At 67.2% G+C, this 24,702-nt stretch carries 26 protein-coding genes and 1 pseudogene; 14 read left to right on the forward strand and 13 right to left on the reverse strand.

Annotated elements, in window-relative coordinates; all coding sequences use genetic code 11:
* The first annotated feature begins 26 nt into the window (after positions 1 to 26).
* The 6 genes from ADBZ9K_RS06845 to ADBZ9K_RS06870 all read left to right on the forward strand — a co-directional run bounded on the left by ADBZ9K_RS06845 (position 27) and on the right by ADBZ9K_RS06870 (position 6,803).
* Complete coding sequence (locus tag ADBZ9K_RS06845) at positions 27 to 1,340, forward strand: PucR family transcriptional regulator (RefSeq protein WP_526619338.1); 1,314 nt, start codon at positions 27 to 29, stop codon at positions 1,338 to 1,340.
* A gap of 104 nt (positions 1,341 to 1,444) precedes the next feature.
* On the forward strand, positions 1,445 to 2,365 hold the full coding sequence (locus ADBZ9K_RS06850; RefSeq protein WP_526619339.1) for an ACP S-malonyltransferase: 921 nt from the start codon (positions 1,445 to 1,447) through the stop codon (positions 2,363 to 2,365).
* 114 nt (positions 2,366 to 2,479) lie between these two features.
* On the forward strand, positions 2,480 to 2,776 hold the full coding sequence (gene acpM / locus ADBZ9K_RS06855; protein WP_047331275.1) for a meromycolate extension acyl carrier protein AcpM: 297 nt from the start codon (positions 2,480 to 2,482) through the stop codon (positions 2,774 to 2,776).
* A complete protein-coding gene (gene kasA, locus ADBZ9K_RS06860; RefSeq protein WP_526619340.1) occupies positions 2,773 to 4,023 on the forward strand; it encodes a 3-oxoacyl-ACP synthase KasA in 1,251 nt (416 codons plus the stop codon). The genes acpM and kasA overlap by 4 nt, the downstream gene beginning before the upstream one ends.
* A gap of 52 nt (positions 4,024 to 4,075) precedes the next feature.
* Positions 4,076 to 5,329 (forward strand): 3-oxoacyl-ACP synthase KasB, encoded by a 1,254-nt coding sequence (kasB, locus tag ADBZ9K_RS06865; protein WP_526619341.1) that lies wholly within the window; start codon positions 4,076 to 4,078, stop codon positions 5,327 to 5,329.
* 52 nt (positions 5,330 to 5,381) lie between these two features.
* Entirely contained in the window at positions 5,382 to 6,803 is a 1,422-nt protein-coding gene (locus tag ADBZ9K_RS06870; protein WP_526619342.1) for an acyl-CoA carboxylase subunit beta, read from the forward strand.
* Between the two features lie 75 nt (positions 6,804 to 6,878).
* On the opposite strand, the gene ADBZ9K_RS06875 is transcribed toward ADBZ9K_RS06870, so the two are convergent.
* Positions 6,879 to 7,796 (reverse strand): helix-turn-helix domain-containing protein, encoded by a 918-nt coding sequence (locus ADBZ9K_RS06875; protein ID WP_526619343.1) that lies wholly within the window; start codon positions 7,794 to 7,796, stop codon positions 6,879 to 6,881.
* A gap of 117 nt (positions 7,797 to 7,913) precedes the next feature.
* Here ADBZ9K_RS06875 and ADBZ9K_RS06880 point away from each other — a divergent pair, with 117 nt between their 5' ends.
* Complete coding sequence (locus ADBZ9K_RS06880) at positions 7,914 to 8,996, forward strand: aldo/keto reductase (protein WP_526619344.1); 1,083 nt, start codon at positions 7,914 to 7,916, stop codon at positions 8,994 to 8,996.
* A gap of 16 nt (positions 8,997 to 9,012) precedes the next feature.
* Here ADBZ9K_RS06880 and ADBZ9K_RS06885 read toward each other — a convergent pair.
* The 4 genes and pseudogenes from ADBZ9K_RS06885 to ADBZ9K_RS06900 form a co-directional block, all read right to left on the reverse strand.
* Positions 9,013 to 10,389 (reverse strand): annotated as a pseudogene (locus tag ADBZ9K_RS06885) (amino acid permease); the annotation flags it as partial.
* 92 nt (positions 10,390 to 10,481) lie between these two features.
* Positions 10,482 to 10,961, reverse strand: a complete 480-nt coding sequence (locus ADBZ9K_RS06890) for a DUF1003 domain-containing protein (protein ID WP_526619345.1) — start codon at positions 10,959 to 10,961, stop codon at positions 10,482 to 10,484.
* 57 nt (positions 10,962 to 11,018) lie between these two features.
* Positions 11,019 to 12,557: a glycerol-3-phosphate dehydrogenase/oxidase gene (locus ADBZ9K_RS06895; RefSeq protein WP_526619346.1), complete on the reverse strand. Its 1,539-nt coding sequence runs from the start codon at positions 12,555 to 12,557 to the stop codon at positions 11,019 to 11,021.
* On the reverse strand, positions 12,554 to 13,135 hold the full coding sequence (locus ADBZ9K_RS06900) for a TetR/AcrR family transcriptional regulator (RefSeq protein ID WP_526619348.1): 582 nt from the start codon (positions 13,133 to 13,135) through the stop codon (positions 12,554 to 12,556). Before ADBZ9K_RS06900 ends, ADBZ9K_RS06895 begins: the two co-directional genes overlap by 4 nt.
* A 50-nt stretch (positions 13,136 to 13,185) precedes the next feature.
* Between ADBZ9K_RS06900 and ADBZ9K_RS06905 the strand changes: the two genes are divergently transcribed.
* The 3 genes from ADBZ9K_RS06905 (at position 13,186) to ADBZ9K_RS06915 (ending at position 15,959) form a co-directional block, all read left to right on the forward strand.
* Complete coding sequence (locus ADBZ9K_RS06905; RefSeq protein WP_526620793.1) at positions 13,186 to 14,763, forward strand: FAD-binding oxidoreductase; 1,578 nt, start codon at positions 13,186 to 13,188, stop codon at positions 14,761 to 14,763.
* Positions 14,760 to 15,662 (forward strand): diacylglycerol kinase, encoded by a 903-nt coding sequence (locus tag ADBZ9K_RS06910; protein WP_526619349.1) that lies wholly within the window; start codon positions 14,760 to 14,762, stop codon positions 15,660 to 15,662. Before ADBZ9K_RS06905 ends, ADBZ9K_RS06910 begins: the two co-directional genes overlap by 4 nt.
* 129 nt (positions 15,663 to 15,791) lie before the next feature.
* Complete coding sequence (locus ADBZ9K_RS06915) at positions 15,792 to 15,959, forward strand: hypothetical protein (protein WP_526619350.1); 168 nt, start codon at positions 15,792 to 15,794, stop codon at positions 15,957 to 15,959.
* A gap of 48 nt (positions 15,960 to 16,007) precedes the next feature.
* Here ADBZ9K_RS06915 and ADBZ9K_RS06920 read toward each other — a convergent pair whose 3' ends face one another.
* The 3 genes from ADBZ9K_RS06920 to ADBZ9K_RS06930 are packed head-to-tail and all read right to left on the reverse strand — an operon-like array spanning position 16,008 to position 17,145.
* Positions 16,008 to 16,442 carry an SRPBCC family protein gene (locus ADBZ9K_RS06920; protein ID WP_526619351.1) on the reverse strand — a complete coding sequence of 145 codons (435 nt, stop codon included), beginning with the start codon at positions 16,440 to 16,442 and terminating at the stop codon, positions 16,008 to 16,010.
* A gap of 45 nt (positions 16,443 to 16,487) precedes the next feature.
* A complete protein-coding gene (locus tag ADBZ9K_RS06925; RefSeq protein WP_526620795.1) occupies positions 16,488 to 16,574 on the reverse strand; it encodes an excalibur calcium-binding domain-containing protein in 87 nt (28 codons plus the stop codon).
* Complete coding sequence (locus ADBZ9K_RS06930) at positions 16,552 to 17,145, reverse strand: TetR/AcrR family transcriptional regulator (protein WP_526619353.1); 594 nt, start codon at positions 17,143 to 17,145, stop codon at positions 16,552 to 16,554. The genes ADBZ9K_RS06925 and ADBZ9K_RS06930 overlap by 23 nt, the downstream gene beginning before the upstream one ends.
* A 95-nt stretch (positions 17,146 to 17,240) precedes the next feature.
* On the opposite strand from ADBZ9K_RS06930, the gene ADBZ9K_RS06935 reads away from it, so the two are divergent.
* Positions 17,241 to 18,113: an LLM class flavin-dependent oxidoreductase gene (locus tag ADBZ9K_RS06935; protein ID WP_526619354.1), complete on the forward strand. Its 873-nt coding sequence runs from the start codon at positions 17,241 to 17,243 to the stop codon at positions 18,111 to 18,113.
* Here the strand turns inward: ADBZ9K_RS06935 and ADBZ9K_RS06940 are convergent.
* The 3 genes from ADBZ9K_RS06940 to ADBZ9K_RS06950 form a co-directional block, all read right to left on the reverse strand.
* Complete coding sequence (locus ADBZ9K_RS06940) at positions 18,110 to 18,622, reverse strand: DUF3145 family protein (protein WP_526619355.1); 513 nt, start codon at positions 18,620 to 18,622, stop codon at positions 18,110 to 18,112. The genes ADBZ9K_RS06935 and ADBZ9K_RS06940 overlap by 4 nt on opposite strands.
* Positions 18,623 to 18,730: 108 nt before the next feature.
* Positions 18,731 to 19,558, reverse strand: coding sequence for a serine hydrolase domain-containing protein (locus ADBZ9K_RS06945; protein ID WP_526619356.1), 828 nt, complete (start codon positions 19,556 to 19,558; stop codon positions 18,731 to 18,733).
* 30 nt (positions 19,559 to 19,588) lie between these two features.
* Positions 19,589 to 20,647 (reverse strand): tetratricopeptide repeat protein, encoded by a 1,059-nt coding sequence (locus tag ADBZ9K_RS06950; protein ID WP_526619357.1) that lies wholly within the window; start codon positions 20,645 to 20,647, stop codon positions 19,589 to 19,591.
* Between the two features lie 69 nt (positions 20,648 to 20,716).
* On the opposite strand from ADBZ9K_RS06950, the gene ADBZ9K_RS06955 reads away from it, so the two are divergent.
* Together ADBZ9K_RS06955 and ADBZ9K_RS06960 are read left to right on the forward strand one after the other, a co-directional pair.
* On the forward strand, positions 20,717 to 21,802 hold the full coding sequence (locus ADBZ9K_RS06955) for an S-(hydroxymethyl)mycothiol dehydrogenase (protein ID WP_526619358.1): 1,086 nt from the start codon (positions 20,717 to 20,719) through the stop codon (positions 21,800 to 21,802).
* Positions 21,799 to 22,422, forward strand: coding sequence for an MBL fold metallo-hydrolase (locus ADBZ9K_RS06960; RefSeq protein WP_526619360.1), 624 nt, complete (start codon positions 21,799 to 21,801; stop codon positions 22,420 to 22,422). The genes ADBZ9K_RS06955 and ADBZ9K_RS06960 overlap by 4 nt, the downstream gene beginning before the upstream one ends.
* On the opposite strand, the gene ADBZ9K_RS06965 is transcribed toward ADBZ9K_RS06960, so the two are convergent.
* Together ADBZ9K_RS06965 and ADBZ9K_RS06970 are read right to left on the reverse strand one after the other, a co-directional pair.
* Entirely contained in the window at positions 22,419 to 23,576 is a 1,158-nt protein-coding gene (locus ADBZ9K_RS06965) for a zinc-binding dehydrogenase (protein ID WP_526619361.1), read from the reverse strand. The genes ADBZ9K_RS06960 and ADBZ9K_RS06965 overlap by 4 nt on opposite strands.
* Positions 23,577 to 23,595: 19 nt before the next feature.
* The gene (locus ADBZ9K_RS06970; RefSeq protein WP_526619362.1) at positions 23,596 to 24,312 is read right to left on the reverse strand and encodes an SHOCT domain-containing protein; all 717 of its coding nucleotides are present in this window, start codon (positions 24,310 to 24,312) and stop codon (positions 23,596 to 23,598) included.
* 149 nt (positions 24,313 to 24,461) lie between these two features.
* On the opposite strand from ADBZ9K_RS06970, the gene ADBZ9K_RS06975 reads away from it, so the two are divergent.
* The gene (locus tag ADBZ9K_RS06975; RefSeq protein WP_526619363.1) at positions 24,462 to 24,701 is read left to right on the forward strand and encodes a DUF1049 domain-containing protein; all 240 of its coding nucleotides are present in this window, start codon (positions 24,462 to 24,464) and stop codon (positions 24,699 to 24,701) included.
* The last annotated feature ends 1 nt before the right edge of the window (position 24,702 follow it).

The following is a 24,702-nucleotide window of genomic DNA, read 5'->3' on the forward strand; positions in this document are numbered from 1 at the left end:
CCAGAAAACCGGCGTAGATTTTAGGGGTGAGCGACAACCCGCCGTTCGAGCCGCCACGTTCGCCCCTGGAACTGCTCGACAACGTTCCGGAGTCGACGCTGCGCCGGCTCAAGCAGTACTCGGGGCGACTGGCCACCCAGGCGGTGCACGCCATGGAGGAGCGGCTGCCGTTCTTCGGTCAGCTGGAAGCCTCCCAGCGCGCCAGCGTGCATCTGGTGGTGCAGGCCGCGGTGGTCAACTTCGCGGAATGGTTGCGCAACCCGTCCAGCGATGTCGGCTACACGGCGCAGGCGTTCGAGCTGGTACCCCAGGAGCTGACCCGCAGGATCGCGCTGGCCCAGACCGTGGAGATGGTGCGGGTCACGATGGAGTTCTTCGAAGAGGTCGTGCCGATGTTGGCCCGCAACGACCAGCAGCTCACCGCGTTGACGGTGGGGATCCTGCGCTACAGCCGCGACCTGGCGTTCGCGGCGGCCGCCGTGTACGCCGACGCTGCCGAGGCCCGCGGCTCCTGGGACAGCCGAATGGAGTCCAGCGTCGTCGACGCGGTGGTCCGCGGCGACGCGGGCCCGGAGCTGCTCTCCCGCGCCGCCGCGCTCAACTGGGACACCACCTCCCCGGCCACCGTGCTGGTCGGCACTCCCCCGAAGGGCCGCGAGGAACTGGCCAGCCAGGACGTGCGCGACATCGCGCTGCGCTACGGACGCGCGACGCTGGCCGACGTGCACGGCACCTGGCTCATCGCGATCATCTCCGGACCGCTCTCGCCCACCGAGAAGTTCTTCAACGATCTGCTCACCGCGTTCTCCGACGGACCGGTGGTGATCGGCCCGACCGCGCCGATGCTGACCGCGGCCTATCACAGCGCCAGCGAGGCGATCTCGGGGATGAACGCCGTCGTCGGCTGGACCGGCGCTCCGCGCCCGGTGCTGGCTCGCGAGCTGCTGCCGGAACGGGCGCTACTCGGCGACGCCTCGGCAATCGCCGCGCTGCACACCGAGATCATGCGGCCGCTGGCCGATGCCGGCCCCGCGCTCACCGAGACGTTGGACGCGTACCTGGACAGCGGCGGAGCCATCGAAGCGTGCGCTCGAAAACTGTTCGTTCATCCAAATACGGTGCGCTACCGCCTCAAGCGCATCACCGACTTCACCGGGCGGGATCCGACGATGCCGCGCGACGCCTACATCCTCCGGGTAGCCGCCACCGTCGGGCGACTCGGATATCCGGCTCCACCTCAGACCATGGCAAACGGCTCTGTTAACTCCCTCACACCACCGCTGGTCGGTACCGGCGGGCACAATCTGACCGGTAAGCAGATAGCGGCGCGGTATCAATAAAGTCGCATCACATGCAGTTTTGTGGACTTCCTACAAAAACCTAAGACCAGGTTCATAATCTCTTACACCGCGAAAAACGGGTTTCACAGTGTTCTCTTAAACATGTGATTGCGTTGCTCGCCCCCGGCCAGGGTTCCCAGACCCCCGGCATGCTCGCCCCATGGCTAGAGCTGCCCGGTGCCGCCGACCAGATCGCAGCATGGTCGCAGATCAGCGGCCTGGACCTGGCCCGCCTCGGCACGACGGCCACGGCCGACGAGATCACCGACACCGCGGTCACCCAGCCGCTGGTCGTAGCGGCGACGCTGCTGGCCAACGCCGAATTGGTGAAGCGCGGCGTGCTGGCCGGCAAGAAGACGGTCGTGGCCGGCCACTCGGTCGGTGAGATCGCGGCCTACGCGATCGCCGGTGTCATCTCCCCCAACGACGCGGTGAAGCTGGCCTCGGTTCGCGGCGCGGAAATGGCCAAAGCCTGCGCCGTCGAACCGACCGGCATGTCGGCGATCCTCGGCGGTGACGAAGCCGAGGTGCTGGCCCGCCTGGAAGCACTGGACCTGATCCCCGCCAACCGCAACGCCGCGGGCCAGATCGTGGCCGCCGGAGCAATCGCCGCCCTGGAGAAGCTGGCCGAAGACCCGCCGGCCAAGGCCCGGGTACGCCAGCTGGCCACCGCCGGTGCGTTCCACACCCACTACATGGCCTCCGCGCTCGACGGGTATGCCGCTGCGGCAGCAGGGGTGGCCGTTTCCGAGCCCGTGACCACACTATTGAGCAACGCCGACGGTCAGCCGGTATCTTCTGGACAAGACGCGATGGAGAAGCTCGTCGCGCAACTGACCCGCCCGGTGCGTTGGGACCTGTGCACCCAAACCCTGCGCCAGCTCTTCGAGGGTGCAGAGGTCACAGCGATCGCCGAGTTCCCGCCCGCGGGCGCTCTGACCGGCATCGCCAAACGAGAACTTCGGGGCGTACCCACGCACGCCATCAAGGCACCCGCAGATCTGGACGGACTCGCCGAGCTGTAATCCAGCTGGCGTCCGCCCAGAACAATCACATAGAGCACGTTCACAACACCGTTACGACGTAACACAACAGATCAAGTACGAAGTAACACAACCAATCACGAAGGGAGCCACACTGTGGCCGCCAGCCAGGAAGAAATCATCGCCGGTCTCGCCGAGATCATCGAAGAGGTCACCGGTATCGAGCCGTCTGAGGTCACCCCGGAGAAGTCCTTCGTCGACGACTTGGACATCGACTCGCTGTCGATGGTGGAGATCGCTGTGCAGACCGAGGACAAGTACGGCGTGAAGATCCCCGATGAGGATCTCGCCGGCCTGCGCACCGTCGGTGACGTCGTCTCCTACATCCAGAAGCTCGAGGAAGAGAACCCCGAGGCTGCTGCCGCCCTGCGTGAGAAGTTTGCAGCGGAATGACCAGACCTTCCACTGCTAACGGCGGTTTCCCCAGCGTCGTGGTGACTGCTGTCACCGCGACAACCGCGCTTGCGGGCGACATTGAGAGCACGTGGAAGGGCTTGCTGGCCGGCGAGAGCGGAATCCGCATTCTCGAGGACGACTTCGTCACCAAATGGGATCTGCCGGTTCGTATCGGTGGCCATCTCGCCGACCCCGTCGACGACCACATGGGTCGCCTCGACTTCCGCCGGATGTCGTATGTCCAGCGGATGGCGAAGTTTGTCGGCGCGAAGCTCTGGGAGAACGCGGGTGCCCCCGAGGTCGACCCGGACCGCTTCTCGGTGGTCATCGGTACGGGCCTGGGTGGCGGCGAGAAGATCGTCGAAACCTATGACCTGATGAACGAGGGCGGGCCCCGCAAGGTCTCGCCGCTGGCCGTTCAGATGATCATGCCCAACGGTGCGGCGGCGGTCGTCGGCCTGGAACTCGGGGCGCGGGCCGGGGTCATCACCCCGGTCTCGGCCTGTTCTTCCGGTTCGGAGGCCATCGCCCACGCCTGGCGTCAAATCGTCATGGGTGACGCAGACTTCGCCGTCTGCGGCGGCGTCGAAGGCGGCATCGAGGCGTTGCCCATCGCAGCGTTCTCGATGATGCGCGCGATGTCGACCCGCAACGATGATCCCCAGGGCGCCTCACGCCCGTTCGACAAGAACCGTGACGGGTTCGTCTTCGGCGAAGCCGGCGCGATGATGATCATCGAGACCGAGGAACATGCCCTGGCCCGCGGTGCCAAGCCGCTGGCCCGGCTGATGGGTGCCGGTATCACGTCGGACGCCTTCCACATGGTGGCCCCGGCACCGGACGGCCTGCGGGCCGGCCACGCGATGAAGCGCGCCATCGAGACGGCGGGACTGTCTGCCAAGGACATCGATCACGTCAACGCGCACGCCACGTCGACGTCGATCGGTGACATCGCCGAGGCCAACGCCATCCGGGTTGCCGGTGTGGAGCATGCCGCGGTGTACGCACCCAAGTCGGCATTGGGCCACTCGATCGGTGCGGTTGGTGCGCTGGAGTCGATCCTGACGGTGCTGGCGCTGCGCGATGGCGTCATCCCACCGACGCTGAATTACGAAACACCGGATCCGGAGATCAACCTGGATGTCGTTGCGGGCGAACCCCGCTACGGCGACTACCAGTACGCGATCAACAACTCGTTCGGGTTCGGCGGACACAACGTGGCGCTCACTTTCGGGCGTTACTGAGACGGGTCCGGGGGGAAAGGACGAGCAGGAAGCAATGGCAGGGTTGACACGATTGACGCGTCTGTCAACGGGGAGCGGCTTCCCCAACGTGGTCGTCACCGGAATCGCGATGACGACGGCCCTGGCAGTTGATGCCGAGAACACCTGGAAGAACCTTCTCGACGGACAGAGCGGTATCCGAACACTCGAGGACCCGTTCGTCGAGGAGTACGACCTCCCGGTACGCATCGGCGGACACCTGCTGGAGGACTTCGAAAGCGAGTTGACACGCGTCGAGCTACGGCGGTTGTCATACCTGCAGAAGATGTCCACCGTGCTCAGTCGGCGGGCCTGGCAAAGCGCCGGCTCACCGGAGATCGACACCCGACGGCTGATGGTGTCGATCGGCACCGGCATGGGGTCGACCGAGGAAATGCTGTTCGCATACGACGACATGCGAACCAAGGGACTGCGGGCGGTGTCACCACTGGTCGTGCAGAAGTACATGCCCAACGGGCCGGCCGCGGCCGTCGGGTTGGAGCTCAAGGCGAAGGCCGGGGTCATCACCCCGGTCTCGGCTTGTGCCTCGGGCTCGGAGGGCATCGCCCAGGCGTGGCGTCAGATCGTCCTCGGCGAAGCCGACATTGCGGTGTGCGGCGGCGTCGAAACCAAGATCGAAGCGGTGCCGATCGCCGGCTTCGCCCAGATGCGCATCGTGCTCTCCACCACCAACGACGATCCGGCCGGCGCCTGCCGGCCGTTCGACCGGGATCGCAACGGTTTCGTCTTCGGGGAGGGTGGCGCGCTCCTGGTCATCGAGACCGAGGAGCACGCCAAGGCGCGCGGGGCCAACATCCTCGCGCGCATCATGGGGGCGGCGGTCACCTCGGACGGGTACCACATCGTGGCGCCCGACCCCAACGGTGAGCAGGCGGGTCACGCGATCACCCGGGCGATCCAGCTCGCGGGTCTGCAGCCCTCCGATATCGATCACATCAATGCTCATGCGACCGGCACCCAGGTGGGCGACGTCGCGGAGGGTAAGGCGATCAACAATGCGCTCGGCAACCACCGGCCGGCGGTCTACGCGCCCAAATCGGCGCTGGGCCACTCGGTGGGTGCCGTCGGCGCGGTGGAGTCGATCCTCACCGTGCTGGCGCTGCGGGACGGCGTCGTGCCGCCCACGCTCAACCTGCGCAACCTCGATCCGGAGATCGATCTGGACGTGGTGGCCGGCGAACCCCGGCCAGGCAACTACCAGTACGCGATCAACAACTCGTTCGGATTCGGTGGTCACAACGTCGCGATCGCTTTCGGCAAGTACTGACAACAGGTACACCGAGGCGCTGACCGACATCCGCGCGCAACAGGAGGTTTAGATGACGATCATGGTCCCTCAGGCCGTCGGCGAATCGCTCGACCCTCGCGACCCGATGCTTCGGCTCCGCGCATTCTTCGATGACGGCAGCGTCGAGCTGCTGCACGAGCGTGACCGCTCGGGTGTGCTGGCCGCGGCCGGCACCGTCAACGGTGTGCGGACCATCGCCTTCTGCACCGACGGCACCGTCATGGGCGGCGCGATGGGTGTGGAGGGTTGCCAGCACATCGTCAACGCCTACGACACCGCCATCGAGGAGCAGAGCCCGATCGTGGGCATCTGGCACTCCGGCGGCGCCCGGCTCGCCGAAGGCGTGCGTGCCCTGCATGCCGTGGGGCTGGTCTTCGAAGCCATGATCCGCGCCTCGGGCTACATCCCGCAGATCTCGATCGTGGTCGGCTTCGCCGCCGGTGGCGCCGCCTACGGTCCCGCACTGACCGACATCGTCATCATGGCCAGCGAGGGCCGGGTCTTCGTCACCGGCCCCGATGTGGTGCGCAGCGTGACCGGCGAGGACGTCGACATGGCCTCGCTCGGCGGCCCGGATACCCACCACAAGAAGTCCGGCGTGTGCCACGTCGTCGCCGACGACGAGCCCGACGCCTACGCGCGCGGCCGCCGATTCGTCGGATTGTTCTCCCAGCAGGGTCATTTCGACCGCAGCAAGGCTGAAGCCGGTGACACCGACCTGCACGCGCTGCTCCCCGAGTCGCCGCGGCGCGCCTACGACGTGCATCCGCTGGTGGAGGCGCTGCTGGACGCCGACACCCCGTTCGAGGAGTTCCAGGGCAAGTGGGCGCCCTCGATCGTCGTCGGCCTGGGCCGGCTGTCGGGCCGCACCGTCGGCGTCATCGCCAACAACCCGCTGCGCCTCGGTGGCTGCCTGAACTCCGAAAGTGCCGAGAAGTCAGCGCGTTTCGTGCGCCTGTGCGACGCGTTCGGGATCCCGCTGGTGGTCATCGTCGACGTCCCCGGCTACCTGCCCGGTGTCGACCAGGAATGGGGCGGTGTCGTGCGCCGTGGCGCCAAGCTGCTGCACGCCTTCGGCGAGGCCAGCGTTCCGCGGGTCACGCTGGTGACGCGAAAGATCTACGGCGGGGCCTACATCGCGATGAATTCACGCTCCCTGGGCGCCACCAAGGTGTTCGCCTGGCCGGATGCCGAGGTCGCGGTGATGGGTGCCAAGGCTGCCGTCGGCATCCTGCACAAGAAGAAGCTGGCTGCCGCGCCGGACCACGAGCGCGACGCGCTGCACGAGGAACTGGCCGACGAGCACGAGCGGATCGCCGGCGGCGTGGATAGCGCCATCGAGATCGGCGTGGTGGACGAGAAGATCGACCCCGCCCACACCCGCAGCAAGCTGACGCAGGCGCTCGCCGAGGCCCCCGCCCGGCGTGGGCGGCACAAGAACATCCCGCTGTAACCTGCCCTTGGCGCCCAAACCAACGTTTGGGCGCCAAAGTGCGAGTAAGTTGCGCCATTTCGTCGGTCTCGGTGCTTAGATCACCGCGCGCTTCGGGAAGGCCGCATCCGACCGGAGGCGAACCGCGTCCTGCCCCGGCGGAACGCCGAAGAGCCGTCGGTATTCCCGGTTGAACTGCGATGGGCTGTCGTATCCGACCCGGTGGCCGATGCCGGCGATGTCGCCGGGGTCCGTGACGAGCATCGAACGCGCCTGCTGTAACCGGATGCGTTTCTGAAACTGCAGCGGGCTCATGGCCGTAACGGCACGGAAGTGCCGGTGAAACGTCGACGGGCTCATTCCCGCCAGCCGGGCCACGTGCTCGATGCGCATCGGCTCGGCGTAGTTATGCCTGATCCAATCGATGGCTCGGCTGACATAGGACAGGTTGCTGTCGGCAACACCGATCTGGCGCACGACGTCACCCTGCGGGCCGGTGAGTAACCGCCAAATGATCTCGCGTTCGATCAACGGCGCCAAAACCGTTGCATCGGAGGGACTCTCAAGCAGTCTTATCATGCGGACGACGGCGTCGAGCAGGTCGGCGCCGGCGTCGGCCGTCGACATCGCCGGGTGAGCGAGCTGGCCGCGCGTCCATCGCCCGGGCGGCGCTTGCAGCAGAAGACCCGCGACCACCGCCGGTCGCAACTCCAAGGCCATTCCCAATGACGTTGACCCATACTCAGTTTCGATGAAATGACCCGTGACAGGCAGGTCGGCGGTGACGACGAGGCACTGTCCAGCGCGATATTCGTAGATGTCTTCGCCCAGTAGCAGTCGCTTGCCGCCGCGGGCGATCACCACGACCAGCGGCTCCGTCAACGAGTAGTCCGGTGCCGCCGACGACGTCGCCGTGGACAGCAGCAGCCCGTCGATGGCGGTCCGCATGTCGGGCCGGGCATGGGCGGCAATCAGCGCGCCGAGTTCCGCCAGCTGATCCGCCCGAGTCTCCATACCGCGATCCGACCATAATCAGCAGGATCGTGCAATAGCTTGCGGGCATCGGTCTACCGCTGAACTGCGCATTCGTCTTCCATGGAGAGGTCAATAAGAACAGCAAGGGAGACAATCATGGCACTCGATCACTATGTCAGCCTCGGCCGTTCCGGCCTGCGGGTCAGCCCGTTCGCCCTCGGGGCGATGACGTTTGGCGAGGACGCCGGTGGCGCCGGAACCACTGTCGAGGAGTCCGAGCGAATCCTGGCGGGGTATCTGGACCGCGGCGGCAACTTCGTCGACACCGCCAACTTCTACACCAACGGACACTCGGAGAAGATCCTCGGCGACTGGTTCGCCGCCAACCCGGGCCGCCGTGACCGGGTTGTGCTGGCCTCCAAGTTTTTCGCCAACCTCCACCCCGGCGACCCCAACGGCGGCGGCGCAGGCCGATCGGCGATCCTCGGCCAGCTCCGAGACTCGTTGCGCCGACTGCACACTGACTACCTCGACGTGTACTGGCTACACAACTGGGACCGCAACACCCCGATCGAGGAGACCATGCGCACCCTCGATGACCTGGTGCGTGCAGGCACTGTCCGCTACGTGGGGTTCTCCAACACCCCGGCGTGGGTGACGGCCCAGGCGCAAACGATGGCGGTGCTGCGGGGCTGGACACCGCTCATCGCGCTTCAGGTGGAGTACTCGCTGCTGGCGCGCACCGTCGAGGGCGAGCTGGCCCCGCTGGCTCTCGACCAGGGCATGGCGCTGGTGCCGTGGAGCCCGCTGAAGAACGGGTTCCTGTCCGGCAAGTACCGGCGCGGGAGCACCGTCGACGATTCCGCGCGCGCCGCCTTCGTCGGCGGACCCAGCGACGCGGACTTCGTGGTGATCGACGCACTCAACGCCGTCGCCGAAGCGGCTGCGACCTCTCCGGCCGCGGCGGCGCTGGCCTGGCTGCGCGCGCGGCAGGGCACGGTCGTGCCGATCCTGGGGGCGCGCCGGTTGTCGCACCTCGAGGACAACCTGTCAGCGGTCGAGGTGAGCCTGACCCCCGACCAGCTTCGACTGCTCGACGAGGTGTCGACACCGACGCTGAACTATCCGGCCGACATCAATGGCGCGACGCGCTCGATGCTGCAGTTCGCCGGCACCACCGTCGACGGCGAACCCTCGACGGTCTATCCCCCGCTGTTGCAGAGCGCCACCCGGTACTGAGCCGGCTCGATCACCGGGGCGCGTTCGCCGCGACGGCGGGCCGCTCCGCCCGGCGATCTGCGGTGAATCTCCTCGTCACGGCGAACAGCACCACGACGACGACCCAGGACAACAGGCTCAGGAGCAACTGCGAGCGCAGCGCGTCGTCGAGGTACATCTGCACCAGGATCGCCAACATCGCGCCGATGGTCAGAATCGACAACAACGGGAAGAACCACATCTTCAGCCGCAGCTCGGCATCGCCGTGGCGGTAGCGCAGCACGATCTGCGAGATGGCAATCAGCAGGTAGACGAACAGGATGATCGCTCCACTGGAATTGAGCAGGAAGGCGAAGATGGTGTCCTCGGCGAAGGCTGCGGCGATGACACAGGCGAAGCCGACCACCGACGAGAACAGGATGGCGTTCGCCGGCACACCACGAGCGGTCACCCGCACCAGCCGTTGGGGCGCCTCGTGCCGAGCGGACAGGACGAACAACATCCGCGACGCCGTGTACATCCCGGAATTCAGACAACTCAGCACGGCGGTCAGCACCACCGCGTTCATGATGTCGTCGGCGTAGGGAATGCCCATCTTGTTGAAGGCGGCAACAAACGGGGACGCGGCCACACCCCCGTCGTTCCACGGAACGATCGTCACGACCAGGAAGACCGAGAGCACATAGAACACCAGAATCCGCACGACGACCGAATTAGATGCCCGCGCAACGGCTTTCTCGGGTTCTGACGACTCGGCCGCGGCGATGGTGGCGATCTCGGGTCCGACCATGGAGAAGATCACCGTGACGATGCCGACGGTGATCACGCCGGCACCCATTGGCATGAAACCGCCGTGACTGGTCAGGTTGGAGAAGTCTGCCGACCTCCCCGGCCACCACCCGAACACAAAACAGGCCCCGATTGCGATGAAGACCAGAATCGCCGCGACCTTGATCCCGGCGAACCAGAATTCGAACTCGCCGTAGGACTTCACCGAGAACAGGTTGGTCGCCGTCATCAAGACCATGAAGACCAATGCGCTCAACCACAGTGGGATGTCGATCCAGTATTCGATGATCTTCGCCCCGGCGATCGCTTCGAAGCCGACCACGATGACCCAGAAGTACCAATAGAGCCAGCCGACCGAGAAGCCGGCCCATTGGCCCAGCGCGTCGCGCGAGTAGTCGGCGAACGAGCCGGTCGAGGGACGAGCGACCGCCATCTCGGCCAGCATCCGCATCACCATCACGATGAGCGCCCCAGACAGCGCGTAGGTGATGAACACGCCGGGACCGGAGTCGCCGATCACCACCCCCGACCCGACGAACAATCCGGCGCCGATCACGCCGCCGATCGCAATCATCCTCAGCTGCCGCTGGTTGAGCGCCTTTTTCAGGGTTGGTGTGGCTGCCATGGCATCCTCCGGCTCCGCGATGGAGGTTGAGTGCCCACTCCGGAGCCCGGTTATGCCTGCTTTGTGTGCGGGGCCTACCTGCCTCCGGCGTCTCAGCTGGCCGCGGGCGCCGGGCCTGCCGGCGGTGCGCTCTGGAGCTGGCGCAGGATCCCCGCAATGACCTCGTCCTGGGCGAGTAGATGCTGCTGGATCTTCTCGGCCTCCTTGAGCACCGCCTCGGCGTCCTTGTAGGTCTCCTCGGAACGCTTGTCAGCCGACTTGGCCTGGATGTTCTGGCCGACGATGATGATCGGCAACAGCACCAGCTGCAGGAAGCTGCTCGACAGCCATACCACGACGAAATACGTGCCCTGCTTGACCGCGTCAGGCAGCGCGACCAACGCCAGTGCAGTGAACACGTAGGCGGTCCACATCGTGCCGACGGTGACGGTGATCAGCAATCCGAATCTCGCGTTGAAGCGGACCAGGACGTTCGGGTGGTCCAGCCGGCGGCTGTCACGGGTCTTGACCGGTCTGCTCGCGCGCAACTCGTCTACGCGGGGATGACGCACGTATTCGTAGATCTTCGACATCAGGGCATGGTCGCACTGGACACTGAAGCCGTCCACGCCAGCTACCGAGGATGGCGCCTAACTGGTTGCGGCGAGCAACTCCTCGGCAGCACCGGCGGCCAGCTGCCGGTCGGCGCCCACCAGCCCGATGCGAGTTCGCCGGTCGAGGATGTCCTCGACGCTCAGCGCACCCTCGTGGGTCACGGCGAACTCGAATTCGGCTCGGGTGACGTCGATCCCGTCGGCCACCGGAGCGGTCGGGCGGTCGCAGCGGGCCGAGGCGATGACGTTGGGCGACTCGGCACCGTAGCGGGCCACCAGGGAACCGGGAAGCTCACTCGTGGTACGAAGGGTCGCAACGGGATTGGCGGCAGCACCGACCAGCGGCAGGTTGCGGGTGCGGCACGGCTCGGCCGTGATCGAGCGTGCCGCCAGCGCACGGTCGAGGGCGTCCTGAGCCATGTACCGGTACTCGGTGAGCTTGCCGCCGACGATGCTGAACACCCCGGAGTCCGACTCGATGACGGCGTGCTCGCGAGAGAGATCAGACGTCCGGCCCTCGCCGGTATCGATCAGCGGCCGCAGACCGGCGTAGGCACCCTGCACATCCTCGGTCCGCAGTGCGGCCCCGAGCGCGGTGTTGACAGTGTCGAGCAGGAAGCCGATCTCGGCCGGGGTCGGCTCGGGCACATCGGGGATCGGCCCCGGCGCATCCTCATCGGTCAGGCCCAGGTAGACCCGGCCGAGCTGCTCGGGCATCGCGAAGACGAAGCGGTTGACCTCTCCGGGGATCGGAATCGTCAGCGCGGCAGTCGGATTGCCGAACGAGGTCGCGTCGAATACCAGGTGCGTTCCGCGACTTGGGCGCAATCTGATCGAGGAGTCGACCTCCCCGGCCCATACGCCCGTCGCGTTGATCACCGCACGGGCGTTGACTGCCAGCGATTCCCCGGTGACTTCATCGACCAGGTCCACCGAGGTGCCGGTGGCGGCTTTCGCCGACACCCGGGTCAGAATCCGTGCGCCGTGCTGGGCCGCGGTACGCGCCACGGCCACCACCAGCCTGGCGTCGTCGATGAGCTGCCCGTCGTAGGCCAAAAGCCCGCCGTCGAGGCCGTCACGACGCACGGTCGGGACCATTGCGACCGCCTGTGCGGCATCGATGCGCCGGGAACGCGGAAGGACGGTCGATCTGGTGCCGGCCAGCACGCGCAGTGCGTCACCGGCCGCGAAACCGGTTCGCACCAGGGCACGTTGCCCGCGGCCCATCGACGGCAGCAGCGGAACCAGCTGCGGCATGGCGTGCACGAGGTGCGGCGCGGTGCGGGTCATCAGAATGCCGCGCTCGACGGCGCTGCGCCGCGCGATGCCGACGTTGCCGGTGGCCAGGTAGCGCAATCCGCCGTGGACCAGCTTGGAGCTCCAGCGACTGGTGCCGAAGGCCAGGTCATGCTTTTCGACCAGCAGGACGGACAGACCGCGGCTGGCAGCATCGAGCGCGATACCGGTTCCGGTGATTCCGCCCCCGATGACGACGACGTCGACGTGGCCGCCCTCACCCAGGTCGGTCAGGTCGGTGCTGCGGCGGGCGGCGTTGAGGGCGGTGCGGTCACTCATGGGGCGAGGTATCCGTTCAGAGCGTGGGTCAGCTGCGCGGACAGGGCGTCCGCGTCGAGGATGGGTTCGACGATCGGGGCCGACTGGACTGCGGACTGCGCGATCAGCAGCACCATCGCCGACAGCTGGCGGACGTCGCCGGCGCGCACGCTGCCGTCGGCCTGTGCCGCTCTCAACTCGTCGGCGACCTGGTCGATGAGGATCTGCTGGCTGGTGCCGAGTCGTCCGGTGATGTACACGATCGCCACGTCGGGCGCGGAGCGCAGCACCGAGGTGATCAGTTCGTCGTCGCGCAGCCGGCCCGCCACCGTCACGATCCGCTCGACCAGACCGAGCCGGCCCGGCACCCGTGCCGGAACCGCCCGCCAGGCATCGGTGATGCGATCGGTGAGCAGGGAGGCCACGATCGTGCGGGTGTCGGCCCAGCGGCGGTAGACCGTCGGGCGGCTCACCCCCGCCCGACGCGCGATCTCGGCCAGGGTGACGCGCTCCACTCCGAAATCGCGCACGCAGGTGGCCGCGGCAGCCAGGATCCGGTCGCCGATATCCACCGATTCGTCGTTACTGATTGACAGCATCTGTAATACTGTAACGCATGAGCGATGATGCCCGCACCCTTCTCCCTCCGATGGCCTGGAACGCCTGGGGCGATCCAGAGGCCGCCAAGCCACTCTCCGACGGAATCCGGACGCTGCTCGAGCAAGCCCTCGGCGTCACCGCGAGCGAAGTAAAGGCGCCGGCCATCGATGAGGTGCAGGTGAGCCCGTCGGCGCTCACCGACATTCACCGCGACGGGCTGGGCGCAATCGTCGGCGCCGGCTACATCCGGACCGGCGACCGCGACCGGCTGCTCTACGCCGGTGGCAAGTCGACGTTGGACCTGTTGCGCCGCAAACAATCCCATCAGGACGCACCCGACGCGGTGCTGCTTCCCGGTACCGAGGACGAGATCGCCACCGTGCTGCGGTACTGCTCGCAGCACGGCATCGCGGTCGTGCCCTTCGGCGGTGGCACCAGCGTCGTCGGCGGGCTCGACCCGATCCGCGGCCAGTTCGCCGCCGTCGTCTCGCTGGACCTGCGCCGCCTGGACGCACTGCACGGGCTGGATCCGGTGTCGATGCAGGCCGAACTCGGCGCCGGCGTGACCGGACCGGATGCCGAGCGACTGTTGGGTGAGCACGGCTTTTCGCTGGGGCATTTCCCGCAGAGCTTCCGCTTCGCCACCATCGGCGGGTATGCGGCCACCCGCTCCTCTGGGCAGGACTCCGCGGGGTACGGCCGCTTCAACGACATGATCCGGGGGCTGACGGTCGTCACGCCGGTCGGGGTGCTGGATCTGGGCCGCGCGCCAGAATCGGCGGCAGGACCGGACCTGCGCGAGCTGTTCACCGGGTCCGAAGGCGTTCTCGGTGTGATCACCCGGGTACGGCTGCGCGTGCATCCGGTGCCTGAATCGGTGCGCTACGAGGCGTGGTCCTTCCCGGACTTCGCCACCGGAGCGGCCGCCCTCCGGGCGGTGACCCAGATCGGCACCGGAGCAACCGTGCTGCGGTTGTCCGACGAAGCCGAAACCGGGGTGAACCTGGCGACCACCAGCAGCATCGGCGAGCAGACCATCACCGGCGGATGCCTGGCGCTCACCGTGTTCGAGGGCACCGCCGCGCACACCGAGAGCCGGCACGCCGAAACCCGCGCCGTGTTCGAGGCGCAGGGCGGGACATCTCTGGGCGAAGCCCCGGCCCGGGCCTGGGAGCACGGCCGCTTCGACGCGCCGTACCTGCGCGACTCATTGCTCGCCGCCGGGGCCCTGTGCGAGACGTTGGAGACGGCGACCACCTGGTCCAACCTGGGGACGCTGAAGGCCGCCGTGACCGAGGCGCTGACCACTTCGCTCGCCGAAAGCGGTACGCCCGCTCTGGTGATGTGCCACATTTCGCATGTGTACCCCACCGGAGCGTCGCTGTACTTCACGGTCGTGGCCGGCCAACGCGGTGATGTCACCGAGCAGTGGCTGGCGGCCAAGGTTGCCGCATCCGATGCGATTTCACGCACCGGCGGCACCATCACCCATCATCACGCGGTTGGCGCCGATCATCGCCGGTGGATGACCGCCGAGGTCGGCGAGCTGGGCGTCAAGGTGCTGCAGGCGGTCAAGCAGACCATCGACCCCGCGGGAATCCTCAACCCCGGCAAGCTGATTCCATGATCAGGCATGTCACGGTCCTGACGAATCCGATGTCAGGTCATGGCAATGCCCCGCATGCCGCGGAGCGGGCGGTGGCCCGGTTTCAGGCACTGGGCATCGACGTGACCGGCATCGTGGGCCGGGACGCCGCCCATGCCCGCGAACTCGTGGACGAGGCACTCGGTCACGACACCGATGCGCTCGTCGTCATCGGTGGCGACGGTGTGATCCGATTGGCGCTTCAGGCGTTGGCGTGCAAGAACATTCCGCTGGGCATCGTCCCGGCCGGCACCGGCAACGACCACGCCCGGGAGTACGGCCTGCCGACCGCCGACCCGGAGGCCGCGGTGGACGTGATCGCCGCCGGACACCTCGAGACCGTCGACCTCGGGCACATCCAGAGCGTCGACGGGACCAGCACGTGGTTCGGCACAGTGGCTGCCACCGGGTTCGACTCGTTGGTCAGCGACCGCGTCAACCGGATGAGCTGGCCGCACGGCAGGATGCGCTACAACGTGGCCATGGTCGCCGAGATGTATCGGTTGCGGCCGTTGCCATTTCGGATGGTGCTCGACGGGGAACGCGAAATCGTCACCGATCTGACGCTGGCGGCCTTCGGCAATACCCGCAGCTACGGCGGAGGCATGTTGATCTGCCCGGGCGCCAATCACCGCGACGGGCTGCTCGATATCACGATGGTGCACGCGTCGTCGCGCACGAAGCTAATCCGGTTGTTCCCGACGGTGTTCAAGGGCACGCACGTCAACCTCGACGAGGTCAGCACCGATCGCGCCCGCACGATCACCGTCGACTCCCCCGGCATCAACGCCTACGCTGACGGCGACTACGCCTGCCCGCTGCCCGCTGAGATCTCGGCGGTGCCGGGCGCACTGAAGATTTTCGTGCCATCCTCCGATTGAAGGATGCCGATTCATCAACGGAATCCCTGAATCGCCCGATTCTCCGCGAGGGCCGCATCCGGCAATGTTGGTCTCACGCCAGCCGGGACACCAACAACACCCGGCAGCTAACACCAACAAGGAGACATCATGAAGCGGTTCGCAGCATCGGCAATGATCGCCAGCGGTTTCGTCGCGGCGGCCCTCGGGCTGGCCGGCAGTGCCCAGGCCGATCTCAGCGACGTGATCTGGAACCAGCAAAACCAGCCGCACGTCTACGTGCCCCACGTCGACACCAGCGTGCGTCACAGCCACTGATCCCCACCACGAAGGCCCGCCACCGACCAGGTGGCGGGCCTTCGTGGTTCAGCCCTCCAGCGCCCGCGCGCAGCGGTCGAGGATCGCGCGGAAGTTCCATGGCAGCAACCGCGAGCTCACGGCCTCCATCGCCGCCCCGCCGCCACGGATCGGATGCGTGTAGGTGCTGACCCAGTCGACGTGTGTGCCGTTGCCGTTCGGAGTCAATGTGATCGTTCCGCCGTCATGGTCGAAGGCGGGAACCGATGCGACGATCAGGTAGGAGTAGCTGCGCGGCGGGTCGTAGGCGGTGATCTCCTCGCGAAACCACATGCCGGTCCCGATCACCTCACGTAGCGCACCGACACCGGGCGGACGTGAGTTCTTCGCCCAGCCCGCCCGCAGCACCAGCGGTGCGGCGGCCAGGTTCGACGGTTCTGCCAGCCAGTCGAAGACGCGCTCCGGCGGTGCTGGGATCGTCTTCTCGACATGAAGCTGGACCATGGGTATCAGGCTAGGCACATGCGCCCGGTGCGTGGAAGGTCTCGGTCACTCGCAGGCGACGCCGTCGCCATCGCGGTCCAGTCCCGGCTTGCCGTGCCGTAACCGGCCTTCAACCAGTGTGCGGATGAGCACGCAGACCGGCGATGACGAGCCGCACCATGCGGCGTGCGTCGTAGTCGGGGTCGGTTTCAGCGCCGATGCACAGGTTGCCGATGCCGCGCATCAATCCATAGGCGTCGACGTCGGCGACGATTTCCCCCGCAGCGGCGGCCGCGGCGACCAACTGTTCACACACCGGAAGAAGCCGGCTCAGGAAGTACGCGTGCAGGGTGCCGTACGCACCGGCCTCGGATTGCATCGCGGCAGCCAGTCCGTGCTTGGTGACCAAAAAATCGATGAAAAGGTCAATCCAATCCGTCAGTGCCGCCAGCGGTGAGCTCTTCTCGGCGAGCAATGCAGGCCCAGCCTCGGCGCAGGCCTCGACCTGGTGGCGGTACACCGCGGTGATGAGGTCGGCCCGCGTGGGGAAGTGCCGGTAAATGGTCCCGACGCCGACGCCGGCCCGAGCCGCGATGTCGCGCACCGGCACGTCGACGCCGGACGCGACGAAGCTGGCGGCCGCAGCCGCGAGCAGGGTCTGTTCGTTTCGGCGGGCATCGGCCCGCTTGCGCGGCGCCGGGCCCGTGGTCGTTCGACCGGTCACCGCACCTCCATCCGGTTGCAAAGCGGAACATCGTTCCGTAACGTCAGACGGATCACAGTTCCGTTTATCCATCGTAGGCCGATCTCGGAGTTTCGATGACCAACCCACGCCCGCAATTCGGGATCATGACCGCCCCGTCACAGGTCAGCTACGACGACATCCTGCGGGTTTGGTGCGCGGCCGACGTCGTCCCGGAGATCGAGCACGCCTGGCTCTTCGACCACCTGATGCCGATCTTCGGTGACACCGACGGCCCCACTTTCGAAGGATGGACTCTGCTGTCGGCACTGGCAGCCCAGACCAACCGACTGCGACTGGGGCTGCTAGTAACCAGCAACCGCTTCCGCCCGCCGGCGATGCTGGCCAAGATCGCAACGACCGTCGACATCGTCTCTGCGGGCCGGCTCGACTTCGGCATCGGCGCCGGCTCTCGGCCCAGCCATCCGCTGGCAAGGCGCGAGTACGACGCGCACGGATTGCCCTACCCCGACCTGGCACAGTCGATGGACGAACTCGCCGAAGCACTCACCGTGATCCGACGACTATGGACCGAAGACCGGCCCTTCGATTTCGACGGTAGCCACATCCGCCTGACCGGCGCGTTCGGCAATCCACGGCCTGTCCAGCGCCCGCATCCGCCGATCATCACCGGTGGCCGCTCGAGCCGGCTGCTACGAATTACCGCGGAGCACGCCGACCTGTGGAACATTCCCGGCGGCGACATCGAGGACGCGCAGTCCCGCAGCGCGCTGCTCGACCGCTACTGCACCGAAATCGGCCGAGACCCGGCGACCGTCACCCGCTCGATGCACATCCAGGTGTCCTACGACCAGCCGGCAACCACCCGCAGCGCGATCACACAGGCGATCGAGGCCGGATTCAGCCACCTCGTGCTCGGGCTGTCGGATCCCTATCCCGACGGCGTGGCCCAGTGGGTCGCCGACGAACTCATCGGGCCGACGGTCTAGCCGACTCCCCTGCTCAGCCAGCTGACTTCGCCGCCGTCGCCACCGTCGCGGTAGGCCTCCAGCGCTTCGTCCCAGGCGGTGCCCAGCACCGAATCCAATTCGGCAGCCAGCATGTCCGCACCCGATGCCATCAGCGACCGAAGCCGCATCTCACCCACCATGGTGTCGCCATTGGCGCTCATCGCCCCGCTCCACAGACCCAGCTGCGGGGTGTGGCAGAACCGTTGGCCGTCCACGCCGGCGCTGGGATCCTCGGTGACCTCGAATCGCAGGACCGACCACGAGCGCAGCGCGTTCGCCAGCCGTGCCCCGGTTCCGACCGGACCGACCCAATTGGTCACCGCCCGGAGCTGCCCGGGCATAGCGGGCTGCGGGGTCCACTTCAAGTTCGCCCTGGCGTTCAGGGTCGACGACAACGCCCACTCCACGTGTGGGCATACCGCCGCTGGCGAGGCATGGATGTACACCACGCCAGTCGTCACGTCGGCGAACTGGTTCGACGCACGCATGACCTTCTCCTTCGGCTCCACGAGGGACGTCTTCCCCAACGACCTGGTGTTTCCGAGGATGCAGTTGTGTCGTGCGTGTTTATTGTGCCTTGTGAGGCGCCTGTTGCGCTAGTCCGGCCCGTACACTCTCAGAACTTCATCAGACAGCGTCGGCCAGACCGGTTTGGCCCATTCGTCGAAATCCCGGGCGGTCAGCACGACCAGCGCCAACCCGCGCTCCGGGTCCACCCAGATAAACGTGCCGGTCTGCCCGAAGTGGCCGAACGTGCGCGGCGAGTTGGCCGAGCCGGTCCAGTGCGGGGATTTGGCGTCGCGGATCTCGAAGCCCAGCCCCCAGTCGTTCGGTCGCTGGACGCCGAAGCCCGGCAACACCCCGCTCAGGCCGGGAAACTGGACGCTGGTCGCCGCGTCGTGCATCTGGGCCGACACCGTGCGCGGCGTCAATAGGTCGCCGGCGAAACAGGCCAGATCGGCCACCGTGGACACCGCACCGAAACCGGCTGCCGGCGCGCCGCCGTCCAACCGCGACGCCACCATGCCCAGCGGCTCGAAGATCCCCTCGGCCAGATACTGGCCGAACTCGATGCCGGCGTTCTGCTCGATCGTCTCCGCCAACACCTGGAAGCCGTAGTTCGAGTAGACCCGCCGCGTACCGGGTTCGGCCATCACCTGCGCGGAATGCATCGAGAGCCCGGAGGCGTGTGCCAGCAAATGCCTGACCGTGCTTCCGGGTGGCCCCGCCGGGAAGTCGAGGTCAACCACGCCTTCCTCGATGGCCACCTGGGCGGCACGGGCGGCCAACGGCTTGGTGACCGACGCCAACCTGAATTCCCGGGCCGTGTCCCCGTAGGTGGCCAGCACCCCCGAGGGGCCCACGACCGCGGCCGACGCGGCCGGCACCGGCCAGTCGGCGATCAGGTCGAGTGGCGTGGACATCGAGTGCAGGCTACCCGCGCACAACCCGCCCTACTGCGAAGCCCCGGCCTCGAGACCCCGATGCGCCTCGGCCATCCACCGGTGCACCTGAGCGGTCTCGTACGGCGACCGCCGGATCCGGTGCTCCCGCAATGCCGAGCGCAGCACGGTCAACGCCTCGTGGTGGCGGCCGCGGCGCACCAGAATCGCGCCGCGCAGCGGCAAGTCGGCGGCGTCGACGGCCTCCAGCTCCCGCAGATAGCGCTGCGCCTCATCGAGATCACCTCCCGCCAAGGCGATCTCGACGGCCGCCCGCAGCAGACGGGGGCGACTGCGGGCGTCAGCGGTGGCGATCGCCACCGCGACCTCGGCCCGCGCGGTGTCCACGTCGCCCAGGGCGCAGCGCAACAGGGCCGCTCCGGGCTGGGGCGCGACGCCGAATGTGTGGGCGCCGGCGTACGCGGCGAGCGCGCCGTCGACATCACCGCGGCGCCGGCGCACGTCACCGAGTTGGTACAGCGCCTCTCCGGCGACCGCGGGGTAGACCTCCTGGAGCGCGCGTGCCGCGGCCACCAGTCGCTGTTCGAGCAGCGGGTCACCCTCTCCGGCGGCCACCAGGTCGCCGAGATCCGGGGCCGGCGCCGGTACCCGGGCCGACAACTCGCGTAGCACCGCCGACCGATCGCTCAACAGGTCGGCATCGTCGCTGAGCACGGCCACCATGGTTTCCAGATAGGCCAGCCGCACCAGCGTGGGGCTCTCGGGTGCACCGGAGAGCAGTCCCCGCGCCCGGTGTATCCAGGCCCGGCCGACGGCAAGCTCACCCCGGGCCAGCCAGGCTGACCCCAACTCGACAGCTTTTGTCGCCGCCGCGCCCGGGTCGGTCCGGGTCAACCGGACATAGACGAGTTCGCCGACCCGCATCGCCTCCCGGCCATGTCCGAGCCGCCACGCGGCCGTCGCCATCGTGTCGAGGTCATCGACGGACAACGGGCCGACGGCACCGGCCCGGGAGAACGCGGCGTAGCTGGACTCCCAATCGCCGCGGCGATACGCTGCGCGGGCGACGACCAGCAGATCTGTCTGGGTTTCGAGTCTCGCGGTTAGCAAGCCTCCACGGTATCGCCAGAGTGGGACGGGCATGCGGCATTTCGGGCGCATCACGCTAAGGTTTGACTCATGAGTCAAACAGTGCGCGGTGTGATTTCTCGTAAGAAGGGCGACCCGGTCGAGCTTGTCGACATCGTCATCCCCGACCCCGGCCCGGGCGAAGTGGTGGTCGATGTCATCGCGTGCGGCGTCTGCCACACAGACCTGACTTACCGCGAGGGCGGGATCAACGACGAGTATCCGTTCCTGCTCGGTCACGAAGCCGCCGGCACCGTCGAATCGGTCGGCGCGGGCGTCACCGCGGTCGAGCCGGGCGACTTTGTCATCCTGAACTGGCGCGCGGTGTGCGGCCAGTGCCGCGCCTGCAAACGCGGACGCCCGTGGTACTGCTTCAACACCCACAACGCCGCCCAGAAGATGACCCTGACCGACGGCACCGAGCTGACCCCAGCACTGGGTATCGGCGCCTTTGCCGACAAGACGTTGGTACACGAAGGTCAGTGCACCAAGGTCGATCCGGAGGCCGACCCGGCGGTGGCCGGATTGTTGGGTTGCGGGGTGATGGCCGGACTCGGAGCGGCGGTCAACACCGGGGCCGTGGGCCGCGACGACACCGTCGCGGTGATCGGCTGCGGCGGGGTCGGCGATGCTGCGATCGCCGGGGCCGCCCTGGTGGGCGCGAAGAAGATCATCGCCGTGGACACCGACAACAAGAAGCTAGATTGGGCGCGCGACTTCGGCGCGACCCACACCATCAACGCCCGCGAGCTCGACCCGGTCCAGACCATCCAGGACCTCACCGACGGCTTCGGGGCCGACGTGGTGATCGACGCGGTCGGTCGCCCGGAGACCTGGAAGCAGGCATTCTACGCCCGCGATCTGGCTGGAACCGTTGTGCTGGTTGGTGTTCCGACGCCGGACATGACACTCGAGATGCCGTTGGTGGACTTCTTCTCCCGCGGCGGATCGCTGAAGTCCTCGTGGTACGGCGACTGCCTGCCCGAGCGCGACTTCCCCACCCTGATCAGCCTCTACCGTCAGGGCCGCCTGCCACTGGAGAAGTTCGTCTCCGAACGCATCGGCCTGGACGGTATCGAAGACGCCTTCCACAAGATGCATGCCGGCGAGGTGCTGCGTTCGGTGGTCGTGCTGTGAGCGGCATCGAACGGGTGGTCACCCACGGCACCTTCGAACTCGACGGCGGCAGTTGGGAAGTCGACAACAATATCTGGATCGTCGGTGACGACTCCGAGGTGATCGTCATCGACGCCGCCCACGACGCGAAGGCCATCGAGGACGCGGTCGGCAATCGGCACGTGGTCGCGGTGGTGTGCACCCACGGCCACAACGACCACATCACCGTCGCGCCCCAGCTCAGTGCGGACTTCGACGCACCGATCCTGCTGAATCCCGCCGACGAGATGCTGTGGCGAACGACGCACGGCGACAAGCAGTTCCGCGCCCTCGAAGACGGCCAGGTACTCAAGGCGGACGGCATCGAGCTGCACGCCATTGCCACACCCGGCCACTCCCCCGGATCCACCTGCCTGTATGCCCCCGCGCTGGGTGCGGTGTTCTCCGGTGACACCTTGTTCCAGGGCGGGCCGGGCGCGACCGGGCGGTCGTTCTCCGATTTCCCGACGATCCTCGGGTCGATCAAGGACAAGCTGGGCAAGCTGCCGGCCGACACCGTCGTCTACACCGGCCACGGTGACACCACCCGCATCGGGGACGAACTGGTGAACTACGACGAATGGGTCGCACGCGGCCACTAAGGCGTGGTCGCGGCGCTGCGGGGGTCGACGAGGATCTTGGCGTGGGTCTCCGGATCGCCCAGCGCATCGAACGCTGCCGCGACTCCGTCGAGCCCGACCTTGCCGGTGACCAGCGGCGAGACGTCCAGTTTTCCGTCGGCCAGCATGTGCAGGCAGTCGCGGAACTCCAGCGGGGTGTATCCGAACACGAACCGTATGTCGACCTCTTTAACGTTGGCCATTGACGGCCGCAACTGGTCGGTACCCATGCAGACACCGGCCACGATCACCCGAGAGTTCAATGGGGCGGCACCGATGATCCCGTCGAGCACTCCTGGCACACCGACGCACTCAAAGATCACCGGGCGCTTCGGACCGGCCGCGCCGAGCACGTCGGCGGCGCGGTAGAGCACCTCCCAGCGGGGCAGCTTGCGCAGCTTCTCCATGGAACTCATGCCGAGTTCGTAGAGCGCCGGGGCGGTACTGAGCACGCCCTTGGACGCCGCCTTCTCGTAGGGCGAGTCCACCTTGGGGTCGACGACGACGTGGGCGCCGCAGCGGGCGGCGAGTGCGCGACGGCCCGGGGAGAAGTCGCTGGCGACGATGGTGCCGACCCCGAGCGCCTTGAGCTGGCAGATGATCCCCAAGCCGACTGGCCCGCAACCGATCACAATCGCGGTGTCGCGCTTTGCGATCTCGCTGCGCCGCACCGCGTGCAGGGCAACCGCCATCGGCTCGGTCAAAGCGGCGATGTCCAGGGACAGCCCGTTGGGCACCGCGAAGGTCATGGCGGCCTCGACGAGCACCTGCTCGGCGTAGCCGCCGGGAGCCAGCGGTGACAGACCGGTCAGGTGCACGCCGCCGTGGCCGCGCACCAGCGGGAAGGACACCACTCGGGTCCCCACCTTGAACGCCTTGGGCGTCTTGCGCCCGCGTTCGGCGACCTCGCCGGAAAATTCATGGCCCATCACCACTGGGGTGTCACTGCGCATGAAGTCGGCGTAGCCGACCTCATTAGTGACACTGGTCAATTCGTCGGCGTGATCCTTGGCGTGCAGGTCCGATCCGCAGATGCCGCAACTGCGGACATCGACCACCAGTTGGCCCTCATCGGGCACCGGAGCGGGCAGCTCGACAACCGACAATGTCCCGTGCACACAACTCACAGCCCTCACGTCGGGTGAGTGTAGACGCCTAGCTGTTGAGGATCCGGCGCTTCTCCGCCTCGAACTCGTCGTTGGTCAGCGCGCCGGATTCACGCAACGCGGCCAGCGTCTTCAGCTGTTCAAGCCGCACGCCCTGGTCAGTCGGTGTGTAGGGGTCAGGCTGGTAGGTGGTGACGGGAACCTCGAACGGGCTGGCCTCGGGCGAGCGTCCCCGCCGCCGGCGGAACGCCAGCGAGATGATCATGTCGAGCAGGCCGAAGCCGAACACCGCGGCGAACACCCAGTGCAGGTAGTCGTAATCACTGTCCCGGCCGAACGCCAGCCGCGGGTTGATGTAGCCGTTGACCTGTCCGTCGGTGCGGATCTGGTAGGTGCCCGCCGCGGCGACCTGCGCGACCCAGATCCGGGCATGCATGTCACTGTTGACCGTTGTTGTGGCACCGTGCTTCTCGGTCAGCACCGGGTCGGCGGCACCCGCCGGCGGGACGATGCTCAGGCGTAATGCCGGCAGCGGGAACCCGCTGGACGGCGACCCGGTGACCGAGGTGTGAAAGCTGATCTGCACCTCACCGGCGGGCAGCTGGACCTGACCGGACCCCGGGATGGGCACCTCGCCGTAGGCGTCGAACTCGTCGAGTACGAAGGCGTTGAGCGCCATGACGACGATAAAGCCGATGCCGCCGACCACCATCATGAAGATCCCGGAGATCGCCAGGATGCGCGAGATGGACTTGGCGCCGGCCATGGCCGAGAGTGTGTCACGCCGGGCGCTGCGCCGCGGCGCCAATCAGCCAGGTCACCAAGGCCGGCTCGATCGGCATCGGCGTAAGTTATCCGACGAACCAGCCGGCAGCGACTACCGTCACCTCCTGACGGCAATGACAGGAGGTCACCATGTCCCCTGACGAAGTGTCACCGCGCCCGGGCGGCGCGGTACGGCGATTCGCCCTGCGCTACTGGCTGGCCATCACCCTGGTGGTGTTGGCGGCGATCTTCATCGCCCAGAACCGCGACCGCCAGCGGGTGCACGTCCTGTGGATCACCGTGGAGTCCCCGATGTGGCTGCTGCTGGCAGCGATGCTGGTGGTGGGGGTTGTCGTCGGGCTGTTGCTGCACCGTCGCCGCCGGTCCTGAC

This window comes from Mycobacterium sp., from assembly GCF_965229265.1.
In the GTDB taxonomy this organism is placed as follows: domain Bacteria; phylum Actinomycetota; class Actinomycetes; order Mycobacteriales; family Mycobacteriaceae; genus Mycobacterium.

Coding starts and splice junctions, on each gene's coding strand:
- kasA (WP_526619340.1), top strand. CDS start 2,773: ATGACCAGACCTTCCACTGCTAACGGCGGTTTCCCCAGCGTCGTGGTG.
- ADBZ9K_RS06870 (WP_526619342.1), top strand. CDS start 5,382: ATGACGATCATGGTCCCTCAGGCCGTCGGCGAATCGCTCGACCCTCGC.
- ADBZ9K_RS06875 (WP_526619343.1), bottom strand. CDS start 7,796: ATGGAGACTCGGGCGGATCAGCTGGCGGAACTCGGCGCGCTGATTGCC.
- ADBZ9K_RS06880 (WP_526619344.1), top strand. CDS start 7,914: ATGGCACTCGATCACTATGTCAGCCTCGGCCGTTCCGGCCTGCGGGTC.
- ADBZ9K_RS06890 (WP_526619345.1), bottom strand. CDS start 10,961: ATGTCGAAGATCTACGAATACGTGCGTCATCCCCGCGTAGACGAGTTG.
- ADBZ9K_RS06895 (WP_526619346.1), bottom strand. CDS start 12,557: ATGAGTGACCGCACCGCCCTCAACGCCGCCCGCCGCAGCACCGACCTG.
- ADBZ9K_RS06900 (WP_526619348.1), bottom strand. CDS start 13,135: ATGCTGTCAATCAGTAACGACGAATCGGTGGATATCGGCGACCGGATC.
- ADBZ9K_RS06905 (WP_526620793.1), top strand. CDS start 13,186: ATGGCCTGGAACGCCTGGGGCGATCCAGAGGCCGCCAAGCCACTCTCC.
- ADBZ9K_RS06910 (WP_526619349.1), top strand. CDS start 14,760: ATGATCAGGCATGTCACGGTCCTGACGAATCCGATGTCAGGTCATGGC.
- ADBZ9K_RS06915 (WP_526619350.1), top strand. CDS start 15,792: ATGAAGCGGTTCGCAGCATCGGCAATGATCGCCAGCGGTTTCGTCGCG.
- ADBZ9K_RS06920 (WP_526619351.1), bottom strand. CDS start 16,442: ATGGTCCAGCTTCATGTCGAGAAGACGATCCCAGCACCGCCGGAGCGC.
- ADBZ9K_RS06935 (WP_526619354.1), top strand. CDS start 17,241: ATGACCAACCCACGCCCGCAATTCGGGATCATGACCGCCCCGTCACAG.
- ADBZ9K_RS06940 (WP_526619355.1), bottom strand. CDS start 18,622: ATGCGTGCGTCGAACCAGTTCGCCGACGTGACGACTGGCGTGGTGTAC.
- ADBZ9K_RS06945 (WP_526619356.1), bottom strand. CDS start 19,558: ATGTCCACGCCACTCGACCTGATCGCCGACTGGCCGGTGCCGGCCGCG.
- ADBZ9K_RS06955 (WP_526619358.1), top strand. CDS start 20,717: ATGAGTCAAACAGTGCGCGGTGTGATTTCTCGTAAGAAGGGCGACCCG.
- ADBZ9K_RS06970 (WP_526619362.1), bottom strand. CDS start 24,312: ATGGCCGGCGCCAAGTCCATCTCGCGCATCCTGGCGATCTCCGGGATC.
- ADBZ9K_RS06975 (WP_526619363.1), top strand. CDS start 24,462: ATGTCCCCTGACGAAGTGTCACCGCGCCCGGGCGGCGCGGTACGGCGA.